General features: G+C 71.4%; 14 protein-coding genes. 5 read left to right on the top strand and 9 right to left on the bottom strand.

The features are described from left to right. Positions 1-11 precede the first annotated feature (11 nt). The 5 genes from AB0O34_RS10140 to dxr form a co-directional block, all read right to left on the bottom strand. On the bottom strand, positions 12-854 hold the full coding sequence (locus tag AB0O34_RS10140) for a GNAT family N-acetyltransferase (protein WP_363914823.1): 843 nt from the start codon (positions 852-854) through the stop codon (positions 12-14). A 47-nt stretch (positions 855-901) separates the two neighbouring features. Then, positions 902-2,470, bottom strand: coding sequence for an alpha/beta hydrolase (locus tag AB0O34_RS10135; protein WP_363914705.1), 1,569 nt, complete (start codon positions 2,468-2,470; stop codon positions 902-904). 184 nt (positions 2,471-2,654) lie between these two features. Beyond that, positions 2,655-3,704, bottom strand: coding sequence for a PP2C family protein-serine/threonine phosphatase (locus AB0O34_RS10130; RefSeq protein WP_363914703.1), 1,050 nt, complete (start codon positions 3,702-3,704; stop codon positions 2,655-2,657). 160 nt (positions 3,705-3,864) lie between these two features. Then, positions 3,865-5,037 carry a flavodoxin-dependent (E)-4-hydroxy-3-methylbut-2-enyl-diphosphate synthase gene (ispG, locus tag AB0O34_RS10125; RefSeq protein ID WP_363914701.1) on the bottom strand — a complete coding sequence of 391 codons (1,173 nt, stop codon included), beginning with the start codon at positions 5,035-5,037 and terminating at the stop codon, positions 3,865-3,867. Positions 5,038-5,164: 127 nt separating this feature from the next. Next, positions 5,165-6,412, bottom strand: a complete 1,248-nt coding sequence (gene dxr, locus AB0O34_RS10120; RefSeq protein ID WP_363914699.1) for a 1-deoxy-D-xylulose-5-phosphate reductoisomerase — start codon at positions 6,410-6,412, stop codon at positions 5,165-5,167. Between the two features lie 314 nt (positions 6,413-6,726). Between dxr and AB0O34_RS10115 the strand changes: the two genes are divergently transcribed. Both AB0O34_RS10115 and AB0O34_RS10110 read left to right on the top strand, forming a co-directional pair. After that, positions 6,727-7,845: a peptidase gene (locus AB0O34_RS10115; protein WP_363914697.1), complete on the top strand. Its 1,119-nt coding sequence runs from the start codon at positions 6,727-6,729 to the stop codon at positions 7,843-7,845. A gap of 51 nt (positions 7,846-7,896) precedes the next feature. Then, on the top strand, positions 7,897-8,997 hold the full coding sequence (locus tag AB0O34_RS10110) for a hypothetical protein (RefSeq protein WP_363914695.1): 1,101 nt from the start codon (positions 7,897-7,899) through the stop codon (positions 8,995-8,997). A 74-nt stretch (positions 8,998-9,071) separates the two neighbouring features. Here AB0O34_RS10110 and AB0O34_RS10105 read toward each other — a convergent pair whose 3' ends face one another. Next, the gene (locus tag AB0O34_RS10105) at positions 9,072-10,499 is read right to left on the bottom strand and encodes an aldehyde dehydrogenase family protein (RefSeq protein WP_363914693.1); all 1,428 of its coding nucleotides are present in this window, start codon (positions 10,497-10,499) and stop codon (positions 9,072-9,074) included. Positions 10,500-10,768: 269 nt separating this feature from the next. Here AB0O34_RS10105 and AB0O34_RS10100 point away from each other — a divergent pair, with 269 nt between their 5' ends. Continuing rightward, positions 10,769-11,371: a TetR/AcrR family transcriptional regulator gene (locus AB0O34_RS10100; RefSeq protein WP_363914691.1), complete on the top strand. Its 603-nt coding sequence runs from the start codon at positions 10,769-10,771 to the stop codon at positions 11,369-11,371. Here AB0O34_RS10100 and AB0O34_RS10095 read toward each other — a convergent pair. After that, positions 11,368-12,831, bottom strand: coding sequence for a PucR family transcriptional regulator (locus AB0O34_RS10095; protein WP_363914689.1), 1,464 nt, complete (start codon positions 12,829-12,831; stop codon positions 11,368-11,370). The genes AB0O34_RS10100 and AB0O34_RS10095 overlap by 4 nt on opposite strands. 110 nt (positions 12,832-12,941) lie before the next feature. On the opposite strand from AB0O34_RS10095, the gene gabT reads away from it, so the two are divergent. Then, positions 12,942-14,339 carry a 4-aminobutyrate--2-oxoglutarate transaminase gene (gene gabT / locus AB0O34_RS10090; RefSeq protein ID WP_363914687.1) on the top strand — a complete coding sequence of 466 codons (1,398 nt, stop codon included), beginning with the start codon at positions 12,942-12,944 and terminating at the stop codon, positions 14,337-14,339. Between the two features lie 171 nt (positions 14,340-14,510). Further along, a complete protein-coding gene (locus AB0O34_RS10085; protein ID WP_363914685.1) occupies positions 14,511-14,759 on the top strand; it encodes a hypothetical protein in 249 nt (82 codons plus the stop codon). Positions 14,760-14,834: 75 nt separating this feature from the next. On the opposite strand, the gene AB0O34_RS10080 is transcribed toward AB0O34_RS10085, so the two are convergent. Continuing rightward, positions 14,835-16,076 (bottom strand): saccharopine dehydrogenase C-terminal domain-containing protein, encoded by a 1,242-nt coding sequence (locus tag AB0O34_RS10080; protein WP_363914684.1) that lies wholly within the window; start codon positions 16,074-16,076, stop codon positions 14,835-14,837. Between the two features lie 143 nt (positions 16,077-16,219). After that, complete coding sequence (locus AB0O34_RS10075) at positions 16,220-17,497, bottom strand: extracellular solute-binding protein (RefSeq protein WP_363914821.1); 1,278 nt, start codon at positions 17,495-17,497, stop codon at positions 16,220-16,222. Positions 17,498-17,922: the final 425 nt, after the last annotated feature.

Below are 17,922 nucleotides of genomic sequence, written 5' to 3'. Positions count from 1 at the left end.
GCGAGCGCCAATCAGAACAGGACGGACATGAACGTGTCGACCTCTTTGAAGCCCACCCTGCGGTACGCCGCCCGCGCGGGGACGTTGAAGTCGTTCACGTACAGCGTCACCGTCGGCGCGAAATGCCGCAGGGTCTGGTCGACGACGGCGGCCATGCCCGCCACGGCGTGCCCCCGCCCGCGCCGGTCCGGATGCACCCACACGCCCTGTATCTGGCAGACCTGCGGGGTCACCGCTCCGACCTCCGCCTTGAAGACGACCTGACCGTCCTCGATACGGGCGAACGAGCGGCCGATGCGGATCAGCTCCGCCACCCGCGACCGGTATAGCGCGCCGCCGTCCCCGAGATCCGGGGAGATGCCGACCTCCTCGGTGAACATCGCCACGCATGCGGGGAGCAGCGTGGCGAATTCGTCCGGGCGTACCTGACGCACGAGTGGATCAGGCATGACGGGCGACCGCGAGGAGGTGACCATGACCGGCTGGGCCCAGCGGATGGCCCGCGCCGGGCCCCAGTAGGGCTCCAGCCGCTCCCATATCCTCTCGACGGCGTCGGCGGGGCCGACGATCGACGAGCAGCGGCGGCCCTGCCTGCGGGCACGGTCCGCGAAGGCCTGCACGGCCTCGGGCCCGGCGTTGACCGGGACCAGGTTGGCCCCGGCGTAGCACAGTGAGGTCAGCCCGCCGCGCGGGCCGAATCCCCACATCTGTCCGCCGAGCCGGGCCGGGCTCAGCCCGACGGACCGGACCCGGGAGGCGACGAAGACGTTGGCGACGGGGTCCGCGTCGAGTATCGAGAGCACCTCTTCGCGGTCCTGATCGTCGAGCACGCGCGACGCCGATGTTCGCAGCATCACGGGCTTAGCCTACGCGACCGTCCCGATTTTTGAATGAACCGACCCTACTGGCCGAGAATCACCTTTGTCAGCCTAAGGTGACCGGGGCCCGACGACATCGGAAGTATCGGCCGGGGGTCGGGCCCGGCCGGGCAGGTCGCGTCGGGCTGATGCCCTGTGGCCCGCGTCGCACCGCCCGGAACGCTTCCGTCCCGCAGGTACTCGGCGAGGTAGCGGTCGACGCAGGTGTTGCCCCCGAGGGACACCCCGTGGTTGCCGCCGCCCTCGACGACCAGCCGCGAAGTCGGGAACCGGTCGCGCACGCGCAGGGCTCCGTGGTAGGGCGTGGCCGCGTCGTGCTTGGACTGGATCAGCAGGACCGAGGGCAGGTGGGCGACGTCGCCGACGTGGACCGGCGTCCCGCCCTTCTCCGGCCAGAAGGCGCAGGGCGCGTTGTACCACGCGTTGGCCCAGGCCATGAAGGGCGCCTTCGCGTTCACCTTCAGCGTGTCCGCCCACCAGCGCGACCAGTCGCGCGGCCACTCGGCGTCGCGGCACTGGACCGCCAGGTAGACCGCGTAGTTGTTCTCGGCGGCCGCGTCGTGGTCCACGTGCTGGTCGTAGGCGGCCACCAGGCCCTCGGGCTTCCCCTTCTTCGCGTACATGGCGAAGGCGCCGGCGAACTGCGGCCAGACCGCGTTGGTGTAGCCGCCGACGGTGAAGATGTCGTCCAGTTCGCTCGGCCCGACGAGGCCCCCCGCCGGGCGGGCGCCGAGGCGCTGCCGCATGGAGTACCACGCGTCCGAGACCTCGGTCTCGGTGCGGCCGAGGTGGTAGACGTCGTTGTGCCGTGACACCCAGGCCAGGAAGTCACGGTGCCGCCGGTCGAAGGCGTAGTCCTGGGCGATGTTGGAGTCGTACCAGACGCCCTCGGGGTCCACCACGCTGTCCAGCACCAGCCGCCTCACCCGGTTCGGGAACAGCGTCGCGTAGACGGCGCCGAGGTAGGTGCCGTACGAGTAACCGAGGTAGCTGATCTTCTGCTCGCCGAGCGCCTGCCTGATCATGTCCATGTCGCGGGCGGAGTTCTCGGTGGTGAGGTGCGGGAGCAGCCACGACCAGCGGCTGCCGCACGCGTCGGCGTACTGCTTGGCCCGCGAGAGCAGCGCGGACTCCGCCGCGTCGTTCCTCGGCACCTGGTCGATGCGAGGAGCGGCGAAGTGCTGCTTGGGATCGGCGCAGCTCAGCGCCGGCTCGCTGCTCCCGACGCCCCGCGGGTCGAACCCGATCACGTCGTACCGCGCCGAGACGTCCCTGGGCAGCGCGGCCCCGACGTACCGGGACAGCCCGAGGCCCGAGGCGCCCGGCCCTCCGGGGTTGACCAGGAGCGCGTGACCGTGGGAGGCCGAACCCTTGATGCGGTTGAGCGCCAGCCCGATGGTCGGCCCGGCCGGCCGGGAATAGTCGAGTGGCACCCTGACGGTCGCGCACTCGACCGCCATCACCGATCTCGACCCCGCGCAGGGCCCCCAGACCACTCCGTCACCTGGAGCGGCCGATGCCCCACTGGCTCCTCCTGTCAGCCCGGTGACCAGCACCGTCATGATCGCCGATACGCCGAAGACCCGCTTCACACGTCACTCCCTCTGCTCTTGTGGCAGAGGGTGATGCTTCCGGATCAGGCCGTACGGTCACCTGCGACCCGGCCCAATGTTTACCGATCCGTAGTCATCCGATTGCGCAACGTAGGATCGGGCGATCCACCGCAGGGACCGTGATGATCAGCACTTCAGTGATGGTTCACCCGCCCGGCCGGGCTCATTCGCGGAGGCGCTGTATCGCGACCATGGCGGCGTCGTCGCCGAGCCGCCCGCCGACGTAGGCGAGGAGGTCGTCGCGAACGTGCTCGACCAGCGTCGCGGGGCCGTCCCCCGGCCACGTCAGCACCCGCTCGACCAGCGGGTAGAAGACGCCGGTGGGGCCGCGGGCCTCGATGACGCCGTCGGTGTAGAGCAGGAGGGTGTCGCCCGGCTTGAAGTCGAACGTCTCGACGTGGTACCCGGGTTCGGTGAGATCGCCGAGGCCCAGCGGGGGCGCGGGCTGGGCGACCTGAAGCGTCATGACCTCGTGGTCGCGCAGCAGCAGGGGCGGGGGGTGCCCGCAGTCGATCACTTCGACCACCGGCCGGTCGTCCGGGATGTCCAGCACCGCCGCGGTGATGAAGTTCTCGCAGGCTTCCGCGAACTCCTCCGCGTGCTCCTCCAGATCCGCCCGCACGCTCTCGTCCAGGTGGTCGACGACGTCGGGCAGGGTCGCGTGGCGGCGGGCGGCCTCCCGGAAGGCGCCAAGGAGCAGGGCGGCGTCCGACACCGAGGGAAGGCCCTTGCCCCGCACGTCGCCGATGACGACGCGGGCCCCCGACGGCGTACGGGCGGCCGCGTACAGGTCGCCGCCGATCTGCGCCTCCTGCTCGGCGGCGAGGTACATCGAGGCGAGCCGGAACGGCCCGAGGCCCGCCGGCAGGGGCCGCAGCAGGGCCCGTTGCGCGGCCTCGGAGACCGAGCGCACCCGGGTCAGCTCCTCCTGGTGCCGGTCGCGCACGAAAGAGAAGATCACAAGGAACACCGAGACCACGATCAGGGCCGCTAGCTGTGTCTGCATGGTGCGCGTGCCGAGCAGGTCGCTATGCGCGCTCACGAGCAGTCCGTCCACGACGGTGATGACGCTCACCAGGCCGGTGAGCCAGGGACCCGCGAACGAGGCCGTGATCGCCGGAGCGGTGACGAGGAGAGGGCTCAGCTGGATCTCCCGCGGGGTGAGGAGATCGGCGACGGTGATCGCCGCGATCAGCGCGAGTGGTATCGCCACCAGCGCGTTACCGGGCCGCCGCCGCTGGTGCTGGTCCGACGGGCTTCGCCGAAATGGCACCCTTCCTGCATACACCCACACGTCCCCGCCCAGGAAGAGCACTTTTCCCCAGGCAAGGAGACACTCCCCACAGCGGCCGGCCCCGGGGCCGGCCGGGTGGTCAGCGGACGAAGACCTCGGGGCCGGAGGCGTCCTCGTCGTCGTCGAGGTCGACGTCCACGCCCATCTGCTCGGCCAGGCGCAGGGCCTCCTCGATCAGGGTCTCCACGATCTGGGACTCGGGGACGGTCTTGACGACCTCGCCCTTGACGAAGATCTGGCCCTTGCCGTTGCCGGAGGCGACGCCCAGGTCGGCCTCGCGGGCCTCACCGGGGCCGTTGACGACGCAGCCCATCACGGCGACCCGCAGGGGCACCTTGAGGCCGTCGAGCCCCGCGTGAACCTGCTCGGCCAGGGTGTACACGTCGACCTGGGCACGCCCGCACGACGGGCAGGAGACGATCTCCAGCCCGCGCTTGCGGAGGTTGAGGGACTCAAGGATGCCGATGCCGACCTTGACCTCCTCGACCGGAGGGGCGGACAGCGAGACCCGGATCGTGTCGCCGATGCCCTCGGCCAGCAGGGCCCCGAACGCCACCGCGGACTTGATGGTGCCCTGGAACGCCGGGCCCGCCTCGGTGACGCCCAGGTGCAGGGGGTAGTCGCACTGCGCGGCGAGCTGGCGGTACGCCTGGATCATGACGACCGGGTCGTGGTGCTTCACCGAGATCTTGATGTCGCGGAAGCCGTGCTCCTCGAACAGCGAGCACTCCCACAGCGCCGACTCCACCAGGGCCTCGGGCGTCGCCTTGCCGTACTTGGCCAGCAGGCGGGGGTCCAGGGAGCCGGCGTTCACGCCGATGCGGATCGGGGTGCCGGTGTCGGCCGCGGCCCGGGCGATCTCGCCGACCTTGTCGTCGAACTTCTTGATGTTGCCGGGGTTCACGCGGACGGCCGCGCAGCCGGCCTCGATCGCCGCGAAGACGTACTTCGGCTGGAAGTGGATGTCGGCGATCACCGGGATCTGCGACTTGCGCGCGATGGCCGGCAGCGCGTCGGCGTCGTCCTGGGAGGGCACCGCCACCCGGACGATCTGGCAGCCCGACGCCGTCAGCTCGGCGATCTGCTGCAGCGTGGCGTTCACGTCGGAGGTGAGCGTGGTGGTCATGGACTGAACCGAAACCGGCGCGTCCCCGCCCACCGGGACCGAGCCCACCATGATCTGCCGCGACATCCGCCGCTCGGCGATCGGCTTGCTCCGTACTGAGGGAATCCCCAGATCAACAGATGTCATATTTTCCAGCACCTTGGTGTTCGGCGACGCGCTAAGACCTACTCAGTCTAGGTACCCGTGCCGACCATCGAGTTACGGATGCCGAGAAAGCCGTTTACCGCTGCATGGCGAGTCGTCTCCGGCTCGCTCAGCCGGCCGTCAGCTCCCTGGCCCTCGCGCGGGCCCAGGCGTCGGCGTCGAGCACCTCGGCCACCGAGCCCGCGGGCGACACGGCGTGCTCACCGACGACCGCCGCGATGGTGTCGACGATGCCGAGGAACGGAAGCTTCCCGGCCAGGAAGGCCTCCACGCAGACCTCGTTGGCGGCGTTGTAGACGGCCGGAGCCGTGCCGCCCTGGGAGCCGACGTGCCGGGCCAGCGCCACCGCCGGGAACGCCTCCTCGTCGAGGGGCTCGAAGGTCCAGGTGTGGGCGGTGGTCCAGTCGACGGCCTTGGCGGCCCCCGGCACCCGGGACGGCCATCCGAGGGTGAGCGAGATCGGCAGCCGCATGTCGGGCGGGCTGGCCTGCGCGATGGTCGAGCCGTCCACGAACTCCACCATCGAGTGGATGACGGACTGCGGGTGGACGACCACGGTGATCCGCTCGAAGGGGATGTCGAACAGCAGGCTGGCCTCGATGACCTCCAGGCCCTTGTTGACCAGCGTCGCCGAGTTGAGCGTGATCACCGTGCCCATGTCCCAGGTGGGGTGCTTCAGCGCCTGCTCGGGGGTGACCTCCGTCAGCTCGGCCCGCCTGCGGCCCCTGAAGGGCCCGCCGCTCGCCGTGACGACGAGCCGCCGCACCGCCTCCGGGTCGTACCCGGACGGGCCGGCGGCCCACAGGCACTGCGCCAGCGCCGAGTGCTCGGAGTCGACCGGCAGGATCTGGCCGGGACCGGCCAGCCGTTTCACCAGCGGGCCGCCGATGATGAGCGACTCCTTGTTGGCCAGCGCGAGCACCCGTCCGGCCTCCAGCGCGGCGAGGGTCGAGGTGAGCCCGACCGCTCCGGTGATCCCGTTGAGGACGATGTCACAGGGCCAGGCGGCGGCCTCGGCGACCCCTTCGGGGCCCGCGAGGATGCGCACCGGCCCGATGGCCTCGCGCAGCGCGGGAACGGCTCGCTCGTCGGCGACGGCGACCACCTCGGGGCGGAACCGCTCGACCTGACGGGCGAGCACGTCGATCTGCCCGCCGCCCGCCACCAGCCCGGCGACGCGGAAGTGGCCCGGATCGCGCTCGATGACGTCGAGCGCCTGCGTGCCCACCGATCCTGTGGAGCCGAGCACGACGATCGATCGCGGCTCGGCCGGGCCGGGGAGTGACACCGGGCCCACGAGATCGGCGGGGCCGGCGGCGGGCGCCAGATCGGCCGGGTCTGCCAGAGGGGTCTGCATGCCCCCCATTATCGCGGCGGCGCGCTCCCCCTGCCGAGGGCCCGCCCCGCGCGGACCCCACCCGCTCGCGAGCCGATTTCCGTCACCACAGCGACGGGTGGGAAACCAGCAGCTGAATGCCCGAATCCCGCCATACCGGTCTCGGTAAATCGCGAGAAATGCGGCATTCGACCCCACTAGCTTCCCCCGTCAGGACATGGCACCCGATCACAGCGGGAGCCGGGCACGAGCAGGCACCCCAGCGCCGCCCCACGGGCACGGAAACGACCCATCGGCGCGTACCCGGCGAGCGCGACACAGCACGGAGGACACGCATGCATCGCAAGGCACGACGTCTCATCCCCATCCTGGCCATATCGCCCCTCGTGGCGGCGGGGATCCTGCTGACGGCCCCCACCGCCGAGGCCGCGAAGCCGTCCGCCCCGCCGCGGCCCGTGGTCCACGGCGCGGCCGACACCAAGACCGAGCAGCGCGTCGTGAAGCGGTTCTGGACCCCCGCGAAGATGGCCGCCGCCAAGCCGCTCGACCTCGTCAGGTCGCGCGCCGGGCGCACGACCACCGCGCCGAGCGGCGGGGGAGCGGTCAAACCGGTCGCCCCCGGCGCCCATGCCGTGAAGCGCGCCGACACCCCGGCCGAGCCCACCACCCCACCCCCGCCCGTGGCGTCGGCCTCGCCCAGCGCGCCGGCCTCGCCCTCGCCCTCGCCGAGCGCCGTCCCTGCCACCCCGGCGCCCGCCCTGGCGGCCCGCTCCACCGGAGCCTCCTGGACGGGGGGCGGCACCATCGTGAAGACGGAGGGACGCGTCTTCTTCACCTACCAGGGACGCAGCGCCTCCTGCTCGGGCACCGCGGTCAGCAGCGCCAACAAGAGCGTGGTCCTCACCGCCGGGCATTGCGTGAAGCTCGGCGGCGCCTTCCACACCAACTGGGTGTTCGTCCCCGGCTACAGCGCCGGCAGCCGCCCGTACGGCACCTGGGTGGCCACCAACCTGCTCACCACCACCCAGTGGAACGCCAGTGAGGACATGAACTACGACATGGCCGCGGCCGTCGTCGCCCCGCTGAACGGCGAGCGCCTCGTCGACGTCGTGGGCGGCCAGGGCGTGGCCTTCAACCAGGCGCGCGGGCAGCAGATGTACGCCTTCGGGTACCCGGCCGCGAGCCCGTACGACGGGTCGAAGCTGATCTACTGCGGCGGCAGGGTGTTCGACGACTACCTGATCTCGACCGACCAAGGGCTCAGCTGCGACATGACCGGCGGCTCCAGCGGGGGCGGCTGGTTCATGAGCTTCAACCGGAGCACGGGCGCGGGGACGCTGAACTCGGTGAACAGCTTCAAGTACAACTTCGCGCCGTACTGGATGTTCGGCCCGTACTTCGGCCCGGAGGCCCAGGCGGTCTACACCTCCGCCCAGAGTCAGGACGCCACCTGATTTACCGAAAGTATCCGCGAGGGCACGTTCGGTAGTCCAAACTCGGGAGCCATGACCCCGATCCTCCCCCTGATCGCCGCCGTGCCGCTCGCCGCCGGGCTGGTGGGCGCCCTGCCCACCGGCTCGATGGCGTCCAGCGGCGCCGGCCGAGCCGTCACGAGGAACGAAGCCCCGTCGACCGGCGTCGTCCAGCACATGGCCGCCCGCACCGGGGCCGAGCAGCGCCGGGTGCTCGGCTACTGGACCGCCGGGCGCATGGCGCGGGCGGTCCCCGCGGGGGTGCTGGGCCCCGTCGCGAAGATCGGCGGCCTCGCGTCCGGCGCGCTGCCCCTGCGCCTCACGGCCGAGCACGCCTCCACGCCCTCGTCCAGCTCCACGGCGTCCCCCGCGCCGCCGCCCTCCTCCCCCGCCCGGGCGGTCTCAGCGTCCTCGGCGGCCTCCGCCTCGGGCGCCGGCGCGCCCGGCGGGAAGACGAGCGGCGCGCGTTGGGCGGCCGGAGGCGCGGTGAAACGCACCACCGGCCGGGTGTTCCTCACCCTGCGCGGCGTCGACTACGTCTGCTCGGCCGGCGCGGTGAGCAGCCGCAACATGGACGTCGTCGTCACCGCGGGGCACTGCGCCAAGGACGGCTCCGGCGCCTGGGCCGAGAACTGGACCTTCGTGCCGGCCTACGAGCCGGGGCGCCAGCCGTACGGCGTGTTCACGGCGCGGCGGATGTTCGTCCCCGAGCCCTGGTCCGAGAGCGGCGACGACAGCTACGACGTGGGCATGGTCGCGGTGAACCCCTCCGGCGGGCGCCACCTGAACGAGGCGGTCGGCGGCCAGGAGATCGGGTTCAACGTGCCGCGCGGCGGGCGCGCCTTCGGGTTCGGCTTCCCCGCCGACCCGCCCTACGACGGCCGGCACCTGATCTACTGCGCGGGCGACCTGCACCACGACCCCCACAGCCAGACCCGCGACCAGGGGATGAGGTGCGACCTCACGGCCGGGTCGAGCGGCGGCCCGTGGCTGACCTCCTTCGACCCCGCCACCGGCCAGGGGGTCGTGACCTCGGTCAGCAGCTTCAAGTACAGCGACGACGACGGCACGATGTACGGCCCGTACTTCGGCGACCAGGCGAAACGGCTCTTCGACACGGCCCAGCGCGCGTGAGCCGACCCGGCTGACCAAAAGAGCTCTCCAGGCGGTCAGCGACGGGTGACCGCCAGGAGAGCCCCGCGCGGCACCTACAGGGTCAGGCCGGTCAGGACCATGACCTTCTCGTAGGTGAAGTCCTCCATGGCCGAGCGCAGGCCCTCGCGGCCGATGCCCGACTCCTTGACGCCTCCATAGGGCATCTGGTCGGCGCGGTACGACGGCACGTCGCCGATGATGACCCCGCCGACCTCCAGCTCCTTGCCGGCGCGGAAGGCGATGCCGAGGTCGCGGGTGAACACGCCGGCCTGCAGGCCGTACTTGGAGTCGTTGACGGCCGCGAACGCCTCGTCCACCGAGGAGACCGGCTGGATGACCAGCACCGGGCCGAACACCTCCTCACGGATGACCTTGGCGTCGCCCGGGACGTCCGCGAGCACGGTCGGCGCGACGGTGGCACCGTCCCTGCCGCCTCCGGCGAGCAACCTTGCCCCGCCGGCCACGGCCTCGGCCACCCACCGCTCCACCCGCTCGGCCGCGTCGACCGACACCAGCGGACCGACCTGCGTCTTGTCGTCGGCCGGGTCGCCGACGACCAGGCTCTCGACGGCGGCGACGAGCTTGGCGGTGAACGCCTCCACCACGGGCTCCTCGACGATCACCCGCTGCACGGCGATGCAGCTCTGCCCGGCCTGGTAGTTGGAGAACAGCGCGACGCGCGTGGCCGCCCAGTCGAGGTCGGCGTCGGCGAGCACGACCGCTGCGGCGTTGCCGCCGAGCTCCAGCGTGACGTGCTTGCGCGGCACCTGGTCCTTGATGGCGTACCCGACGGGCCCGGAGCCGGTGAACGACACCACCGGGAGGCGCGGGTCCTCGACCAGCGCGCCCGCGCGGTCGTTCGGCACCGGCAGCACCGAGAACATGCCCGCGGGAAGGGCCGTCTCGGCGAGGATCTCGCCGAGCAGCAGCGACGAGAGCGGGGTAGCCGGGGCGGGCTTGACGATCACCGGCGCGCCGACGGCGATGGCCGGGGCCACCTTGTGGGCCACCAGGTTGAGCGGGAAGTTGAAGGGCGTGACGGCCAGCACCGGCCCGTACGGCTGGCGCGACACGTAGGCGAGGCGGCCGTCGGCGGGGGCCTCGGTGTCGAGCCGCTGGACGTCGCCGCTGAAGCGCCGGGTCTCCTCGGCGGCGAAGCGGAAGGTCGCGACCGCGCGGCCGACCTCGCCGCGCGCCCAGAAGATCGGCTTGCCGTTCTCGGCACTGATCAGCTGGGCGATCTCCTCGGCGCGCTCGGACAGGCGCCGCGAGACATGGGCCAGCGCCTCCGCGCGCACGTGGATCGGCAGGGCGGCGGCCTCCCTGCGGACCGCGTGCGCGGCCGCCACGGCCTGCTCGACCTGATCGGGGGAAGGCACGGAGCCGATGCCGACGACACGGCCGTCATGGGGGTTGGTCACCGTGAGCTCGGCCTCGCCCGTGGCGGGCGAACCGGCGAGCCAGAAGGGGCGTACGTCCATGTCCCCGACCGTATGCCACCAGGTCGCCGGGGGCGCTACTCCAGTACGGACAAGCGGCGGCCCCCACCGCTACATTCCGCATAAGGCATGTATTTTCCCCTTTCCGTAACAGACATGCCGCAATTTCGGGTGTTTCTGGCGCATGGCGGTTTGAAGGACTCCGCACATGGTTAAGTCAACAGGCGGGTCCGCGCGGGACCCTTTGGGGAGAAGGGGCTGGGTAGCTCATGGGTTCGCCGGCGCCGCTTGGCCTTCAGGGGGCGTACGCGTTGGGGAGCCAGACTTCCCAGGACGAGCTGCGCGGCCGCCTCATCAACGTGGCAGGAGAGCTGCTCCTCACCGACGGAGCCGACAGCCTCACCGTGCGGCGCATCGCCACCGAGGCAGGGTGCCCGACCACGGTCGTGTACACCATGTTCGGCAACAAGGAGGGGCTGGCCGAGGCGCTCTACCTGGAGGGCTTCGAGCGCTTCCGGCGCAGGCTCGCTGCGGTTCCGCGCCACCCCGACCCCCTTGAGTACCTCACCTCGCTCGGCCCTGCGTACCGCGAGGCCTGCCTGGCCGAGCCCGGGTACTACAGCGTGATGTTCGAGAAGGCCATCCCCGGCTTCCAGCCGAGCGAGCGGGCGCGCACGCTGGCGAGGGCCGCGGTCAACGTCCTCGACCGGGCCATCGCCGACTGCATCTCCGCCGGCTACCTGGTGCCCACCCAGCCCCGCAAGATCGCCGACTGCCTGTGGGCCGCCGCCCACGGTGCCGTCAGCCTCGAACGCGCCGGCCATCTCAGGGACGACCGCGTCTACGCGTCCGTCACCATGGCCGCCATCAGCCGCTACCTGGTGAGCAAGGACTCCATCCCGATGACCTTCTAACGGCCCGGCGGGCCGGTGGAGCCGGACGCCGACAGGGCCATCCACAGCTCGGCGCGTGAGGCCGGGTCGTCCAGGTCGCGCCCGAGCAGCTCGCCCACCCGCCGCATGCGGTAGCGCAGGGTGTGCCGGTGGATGCCGAGCCGCTGCGCGGCGGCGTCCCAGTGGCCGTTGCACGCGAGGTACGCGCGCAGGGACTCCACCAGGTCGGCGCGCGAGCCGTACTCCCTGAGCGGGGCGAGCAGCGAGCTGGAGAAGGCCGACAGCACAGCCGGATCGACCAGTGAGAGCAGTCCCTGACCGGCGAGGTCGGCGAAGCGCATGACCGGAGCGGCCGAGGCCAGGGCACGCTCGGCCTGATCGAGACCGGTGGCCAGCTGCGAGAGCTCGACCGGCCCGCTCACGCCCGCCCGCCCGGCCCCGGCGGCCACCTCGGCGAGGTGATCGGCCTCCTCCGCCGCCGCCAGGACGACAACCTGCGTGCCCCAGGGAGCGGTGAAGCCCGGCAGCATGTCATAGAACGCCTCCTCGTCGCGCGGCTCGCAGGCCAGCACCACCACAGGCCCCGCGGGCAGCCCGCCGCCGACCGCCGCGAGGATGCCCTCGGCGGACTGCCGGTCCCCGGCCAGCAGCAGGCGCAGCACCGCGGAGCGCACCCGCCGCACGGCGGCGAGCCGGTCCCTGCCCTGTTCGAGGGAGAGGGTGAGCAGCGAGTTCGCGGTGTTGACCACGGTGTGCCCGACGGGCGAGAACGGCCGTTCCGATCCGACGGCGAAGAAACCCCTGATGCGCCGCTGGTCCCCGAGCGGCTGCACGATCACGTGCTCGTACGGCCCGGAAAGCGCGAGGCTGGCGGGCGAGCCGGAGGCCCGCAGCCTGCCGAGCTCCCGCCCGGCGAGGTGCGTGCCCTCGACGGCCCCGGCGCCCGCCGCGTGGATCACCGCTCCCGACTCGTCCAGCAGCACGGCCCAGCCGTGGATCTCCCTGGCCAGCCGCTCGACCACCGCCCCCATGCCGCCGGCCTGGAGCGCGGCGCGCGTCAGCCGTCCCTGCGCCGCGAAGGCGTTGCTGAGCTCCTCGTACCGCTCGGCGGCGAGCAGCTCGCTGACGGCCTTGCCGATCGCGATGAACGGCGTCTCCCTGGGCACCTCGATCAGGGGGAGCCCGGCGCCGGCCGCGACCTCGGTGAACTCGGGCGGCACGCTGTCGTGCCCGAGCCCGACGCCGAACCCGAGCCCGGCCACCCCCCGGGCGACGAGCCGGGAGATGTACGGCTGGGCGTCCCGCGGGCCGAGCCGCATCCCGGTGGTCAGCACCAGCTCGTCACCCTCCAGGAAGGGCGTGGGATCCTCGAGCTCGCTGACCGCCACCCAGCGCACCGGCCGGTCCATCGCGCCCTGCCCGGCGCGCACCCGCAGGCGCAGCGGCGCCAGCGCCACCACACGCCGTAAGGTCGGAGCCATTCCAGCCCCCAGGAACGGTCGGTACTTGTACATCCTGGACAAGCAGGATGGCCATATTGTGCCATGTCGCAAGGTCGGCAGCCGGGCGCGGTGGCCGTAGCGTCGCAGGCATGAGCATCGACCGTGACGTACACGAGCAGCCGGGCGTGGCCGAGCACCAGCCCATCACGCGAGGCGGCCCCTCGCTTCCGCAGGAGCGCCGCCTGGTCACCGAGGTCCCCGGCCCGAAGTCGCGGGAGATGTTCGCGCGCAAGCGGTCGGCCATTCCACCGGGCATCGGCACCACGCTGCCGGTCTTCGTGACCCACGCGGGCGGCGGCGTGGTCGTGGACGCGGACGGCAACTCGCTCATCGACTTCGGCTCCGGCATCGCGGTGACCACCGTGGGCAACGCCGCGCCGCGCGTGGTCGAGCGGGTCCAGAAGCAGGTCGCCGACTTCACCCACACCTGCTTCATGGTCACGCCGTACGAGTCGTACGTCGAGGTCTGCGAGAAGCTCAACCGGCTCACCCCCGGCGACCACGAGAAGCGCTCGTTCCTGGTCAACTCCGGCGCGGAGGCCGTGGAGAACGCCGTCAAGGTCGCCAGGCACGCGACCGGCCGCCAGGCCGTCGTGGTGTTCGACCACGGCTACCACGGCCGCACTCTGCTGACGATGACCCTCACGGCGAAGAACATGCCGTACAAGCACCGCTTCGGCCCGTACGCCCCTGAGGTGTACCGGATGCCCATGGCGTACCCGTTCCGGTGGCCCACCGGCCCCGAGAACTGCGCCGAGGAGGCCGCGGCGCAGGCCATCGACATGATCAACAAGCAGATCGGCGCGGAGAACGTCGCCGCCATCGTGATCGAGCCGATCCAGGGGGAGGGCGGCTTCATCGAGCCGGCCCGAGGCTTCCTGCCCGCCCTGGTGGAGTACGCGAAGGCCAACGGCATCGTCTTCATCGCGGACGAGGTGCAGACCGGTTTCGCCCGTACCGGCCACCTGTTCGCCTGCGAGGACGAGGGCATCGTGCCCGACATCATCTGCACGGCCAAGGGCATCGCGGGCGGCCTGCCGCTCGCGGCCGTGACCGGCAGGGCGGAGCTGCTGGACGCCGTCCACGCCGGCGGCCTCGGCGGCACCTACGGCGGCAACCCGCTGGCCTGCGAGGCCGCGCTCGCCGTGCTCGACACCATCGAGGCCGAGAATCTGGTCGAGCGGGCCAGGCAGATCGGCGACGTCATGCTGCCCCGGCTGCGGGCGCTGGCCGAGCGCTTCGACGTCATCGGCGACGTCCGGGGACGCGGTGCCATGATCGCGATCGAGCTGGTCGTGCCCGGCTCCAAGGAGCCCGACCCGGCGGTCACCGGGGAGATCGTCAGGCGGTGCCACGCGGAGGGCCTGGTCGTGCTCACAGCGGGCACCTATGGCAACGTGCTGCGCTTCCTTCCCCCGCTCTCCATCCCCGACAACCTGCTGGAAGAGGGCCTGTCCATCCTGGAGAAGGCCATCTCGTCCGTTTAGGAACACCCCAAAAGGGGCACCCGGCTTGCTGCTGGGTGTCCCTTTTGTTGTTGTACGGCGCGCCCGATGCCGACGATTTAACCCGTCCTTGACATCGCCCTAGTCGATCACAGACGGTAATGAGGCTATAACGGTTCGGGTACGAGACACTCGATCACCAACAGGAGAGTGATGAGCTGGGATCCGACCGGAGCGGCACGGCTCAACCTGACGTTCGACCCAGAAGATCTCACCGGCCCGCAGCGCGACGGGGACGCCTGCGTGGTCTGCCACAGGAAGTGGCCTCGACCTCGGGTCCGTGTCGGCAGACTTCCCGACGACGCCCCCGTCATGGCCTGCGAGGAGTGCGCCGAGGCGCTGCTCCCCGCGCCCCCCGCACCCCGGCACAAACCCTCCGCGAGGAGAGCGACGCTCCCCTGACCGTGGCCCCGGCGGGCGATCCACCTCTCCGGCGGGCCACCGCCGCGGGAGGCCACCGGCCGGCGATGGCCGGGGTCACTGCTCGCGCATGCCCCAGGGCGAGCCGTACTCGTTCAGCAGGTCGAGGAACGGCACCGGGTCGAACGCCTCGGGGCCGAGCACGCCCTCGCCCTTCCATGCCCCTCGCGCGAGCAGTTCCAGCGCGACGACGGGATGGACCGCCGTCTGCCAGACGACGGCCTGGGAGCCGTACTCCCGCATCGACCACTCGTTGTCGACCACGTGGTACAGGTAGACCTCGCGCGGCCGGCCGTCCTTGCCGGTGCCCTTGATCCACGTGCCGGCACAGGTCTTGCCGCGCATGCGGTCGCCGAGGGTCGCCGGGTCGGGAAGGGAGGCGGCCACGACGTCGCGCGGCGAGACCTCCACGCCCTTGACCTTCACCGGCTCGGTGGAGTCGAGGCCGAGCTTGTGAAGTGTCCTGAGGACCTCGATGAACTCCTCACCGAGGCCGTACTTGAACGTCACCCGCCGGGCGTTCACCCACCGCGGGACCAGGAGCACCTCCTCGTGCTCCACGTTGACGCACTCGACCGGGCCGATGCCTTCGGGGAAGTCGAAGACCTCCGGCTCGCTGAACGGCTCGGTGGTGTGCCACTCACCGTCCTCCCAGATGACGGGCGGGTTGAGGCACTCCTCGATGGTGGTCCAGATCGAGAACGTGGGCGCGAAGGACTCTTCCCCGTCCGGCCCCTCGACCACCAGGTTCGCCCCGTCGCGGATGCCGATCTCGTCGATGGCCTGGAACAGGTGGTCGGCCGCGTACCGGGCGAAGACATCGGCGAGGCCCGGCTCCACGCCCATGCCTACCAGCGCCACCCTCCCCTTGGCCTGCCACTCGGGGGACATCGCGAACTGCTCGTCCCCGAGCTTGACCCCGGTCAGCTCGTACGGCCGTGAAGGGTGCGGCCTGGACAGCGACATCGCCATGTCGAGGTAGTGCACTCCGGCGTTCAGCGCGGCGCGGAACAGGGGCATGTCGAACCGGGGGTCCACGGCGTTGAAAAGGACGTCGCAGTCGTGCTCGCGGAGTGCCGCCTCCACCGCGTCCTGGTCGGAGGCGTCGAGGCCGATCGCGCTGAACCGCGCGTCTCCCCCGGCGTCCCGATGCCCGGACGCGACCTGTTTGGAGACCACGGCCTCGGCACGTGAGCGGTCATAGTCGGCGACGACGATGTGTTCGAAGAAGTCTCGGCGGGCGGCGATCGGGACCACAGCGGAACCCACGCCACCAGCGCCTACAAGCAGGATGCGCATGCCAGCGACCGTACCAATTGACTGGTCGACCATTCAACTTGGGGCGCCGGAAAATCCGGTTTTCTCCACGGAATCCGTTGCAGGATCGCCTCGATCCGGCGAAAACGATGGTCAACGCCCGCCGCAGCTTCGGATCGCCCCGGCTAACGCACGAGCTGCCGCCATCTGGCGGCCCACTCGGCATAGTCAGTGCACTCCCCGTCGCGGCCCCCGCAGTCCCTCGCCGGGCGGACGGCAAAGCTGATCTTCTTGATCCACGCCGCGTCTTTCACCCGGTAGGCGTCGCACACCCTCCCGGCCCGTTCGGCATACCTGTACTTCTCGGAGTCGTCGCCCGGGTAGCCGCACGCCGAGGGGTTCGCGGGGGCGAGGCCGTTCCACGCGGCCGCCTGCTGCTGCGCCTCCGGCGAGCTGATCCAGTCGAGCCACCTGTAGGCGCAGTTCGGAGAGGCCGCCTGCGCGGAGAGCATCCAGGAGTCCACCCACCCGGTCGTCGGCTCGCCGCCCACGGCCTTCACCGGCCGACCCGCCCGGCGCAGGATGTCGAGCTGGTACGGCAGCGCGCGCCCGAGCCGCACGGACCCCCCGGTGAAGCCCTGCAACGCGTCGATCGGGTCCTTCCAGTACGAACGCTCACCGTCGCGCCGCTCGCCGATGAGCGCGATCGCCGCGTCCAGCTGGGCCGGGGTGAGCTCGAACGGATCCTTGACGCCGAGGCCGGGCCGCCGCTCCTTCAGCGCGAGAGCCGCGTCGGCGATCGAGAGAGGGCTGTCCCTGAGCATGACGGCGCCCCGATTGGAGTAGAGCGCGTCCCCCTTCGCCGGGCGCGCCCTCTCGCTGTCGTAGAGCGTGACATACGACCCCCACAGGTACGGCACGCCGTACACCTTGCCTCCACCGGTGACGGACCGCTGGGAGCGCAGCCACTTGGGAATGTCGTCGTAGTGAGGCACGAGTGAGGTGGTGAGGGGCGCCACCTTCTTCTCGGCGATCAGCCTCCCCGCCAACTCGGGGGGCGCCGACACGACGTCATACGACGTCTGGGCGAGCAGCTTGTCGATCTGGTCGCTCACCTGGGGAAAACGGAGGTTCACCCGGCAGCCGGTCTTGTCCTCGAACGGCCCCACCCAGTCGAACGCGGGATCGCTCCCGCCGTACTCGGCGTACCCGCGCGACGTCAGCACGGTGACCGTGCCCTCGCCGGGCCCGAGGGCCTTGCCCGAAGGGGTCGGCGTGGGGGTGCGGGCCGGCGACGGAGACGCGACGGGTGCCTGTGAGGTGGCGGCCGTGCTCGGAGCCGTCGGCAGGCCGGCGACCTCGGCTGACGGCGACACGTGCCCCGGCGCGGCACACGCGGCGAGCGCCACAGAGGCCGAGACGAATGCTCCCGCGAGCCCGGCCCGAGATCGCCCCAACATCATCACGCCAGCCCCTCGTCTTCACCGTCTCCCCCGCGAGCCTAGCGGCCCGGCCCGGCCGGCGGCCTGGCATGAGCCACACGGCCGAAGGAGTGCGTGCCCCATGCGGCACGCACCCCTCCGGTCATCTCACCCGCCGGGCGTCAGAGGCGATCAGCCGCCGCAGACGGAATAGACGGCCGGGTAGCCGTAGCCCGAGAATCCACCGCACGGCGATGCCGGGACAGCGGTGAGCGGAACGACGACGCCGGCCGGGAGACCCACGATCGGCACGAGGCCGCCGGTCGGAGGCACCGAGGGAGTCGGGACACCGGTGCTCGGTCCGCCGGTCGCCTGGCCGGTCGTGGTCCCGGGAGGACCGGGAGGACCGGGACAAATCCCTGTACCGTTCCGCTACGCGCCGGGCCGCCACGGTGAGCTCGTCAGCG

Origin of the sequence: Sphaerisporangium sp. NPDC088356 (assembly GCF_040685555.1) — a bacterium.
In the GTDB taxonomy this organism is placed as follows: Bacteria; Actinomycetota; Actinomycetes; order Streptosporangiales; family Streptosporangiaceae; genus Sphaerisporangium.
Note: the sequence above shows the minus strand (reverse complement) of the source record. Positions and strands in the feature narration are given on the sequence as shown.